Genomic DNA, 1,407 nt, shown 5'->3' on the forward strand with positions numbered 1-1,407 from the left:
GGAGAATTATAGAAACCTATTGCCAGACCGTTGGCAACCTTCCACAAAAGACTAACAAAACTGGGCAAGCCTCCTCTCTTGATCAGTTTTTTGTGGCAATACGTGAATACCGATACGCTTACTCTCCATATCGGGCACAAAGGTACGATATTTCCCCGACATTTCGGAGTTATTGTAATTCATACTCATATTATTATATATCTGATATTTCCAATCAATGCATAGCGCTTCAAAAGCTTGACTTCGCCCTTGCAGTCCTCGGACGAAAGAGTGAAGTGAAGCCTTCAATGGCTTGTGCGCAAGGCGTGTGGCGGAAGAGCATCGAAGCGCAGCCTTGATGCTACTGTAGCCACTTGCCTTGCGATACTGTTGGTACTCCCATGCATTGCGTATCGGATATTCCCTATCATTGCTCAGCGTATCAAGAGCTTGACTTCGCCCTTGCAGTCATGGACGAAAGAGTGAAGTGAAGCATTCTTAGGCTTGTGCGCAAGGCGTGTGGCGGAAGGGCATCGAAGCGCAGCCTTGATGCCACTGTAGCCACTTGCCTTGCGATACTGTTGGTAGTCCCATGCCTTGCGTAGCTTATACTCCCATGCCTTGCGTAGCGGATATTCCCAATCATTGCAAAGCACATTAAGAGCTTGACTTCGCCCTTGCAGTCCACGGACGAAAGATCGAAGTGAAGCCTTCAAAGGCTTGTGCGCAAAGCATGTGGCGGAAGAGCATCGAAGCGCAGCCTTGATGCTACTATAGCCACTTGCCTTGCGATACTGTTGGTACTCCCATGCCTTGCGTAGCTTAGACTTCCATGCCTTGCATAGCGGATATTCCCAATCATTGCGAAGCACTTCAAGAGCTTGACTTCGCTTTTGCAGTCCTCGGGCGAAAGAGTGAAGTGAAGCCTTCAAAGGCTTGTGCGCAAAGCATGTGGCGGAAGAGCATCGAAGCGCAGCCTTGATGCTACTGTAGCCACTTGCTTTGCGATACTGTTGGTACTCCTATGCATTGCATAGCTTATACTTCCAAGCCTTGCGTAGCGGTTACTCCCAATCATTGCGAAGCGCATCAAGAGCTTGACTTCGCTCTTGCAGTCATGGACGAAAGAGTGAAGTGGAGCCTTTAAAGGCTTGTGCGCAAAGCATGTGGCGGAAGAGCATCGAAGCGCAGCCTTGATGCTACTGTAGCCACTTGCCTTGCGATACTGTTGGCATTGCATAGCTTATACTTCCAAGCCTTGCGTAGCGGGTACTCCCAATCATTGCGAAGCACTTCAAAAGCTTGGCTTCGCCCTTGCAGTCATGGACGAAAGAGTGAAGTGAAGCATTCTTAGGCTTGTGCGCAAGGCGTGTGGCGGAAGGGCATCGAAGCGCAGCCTTGATGCCACTGTAGCCACTTGCCTTGCGA

3 protein-coding genes are annotated in these 1,407 nt (G+C 49.8%); all 3 read right to left on the bottom strand.

The genetic code is table 11. The features are described from left to right. Nucleotides 1-413 precede the first annotated feature (413 nt). Nucleotides 414-911, bottom strand: coding sequence for a hypothetical protein (locus NG346_RS14425; protein WP_262281354.1), 498 nt, complete (start codon nt 909-911; stop codon nt 414-416). Continuing rightward, nucleotides 908-1,219, bottom strand: coding sequence for a hypothetical protein (locus tag NG346_RS14430; protein ID WP_262281183.1), 312 nt, complete (start codon nt 1,217-1,219; stop codon nt 908-910). Before NG346_RS14430 ends, NG346_RS14425 begins: the two co-directional genes overlap by 4 nt. Further along, nucleotides 1,179-1,407, bottom strand: a 229-nt coding sequence (locus NG346_RS14435) for a hypothetical protein (RefSeq protein WP_262288912.1), incomplete at its 5' end; no start/stop codon positions are given. The genes NG346_RS14430 and NG346_RS14435, both read right to left, overlap by 41 nt.

Origin of the sequence: Hallella absiana, from assembly GCF_025457485.1 — a bacterium.
GTDB classification, from domain to species: domain Bacteria; phylum Bacteroidota; class Bacteroidia; order Bacteroidales; family Bacteroidaceae; genus Prevotella; species Prevotella absiana.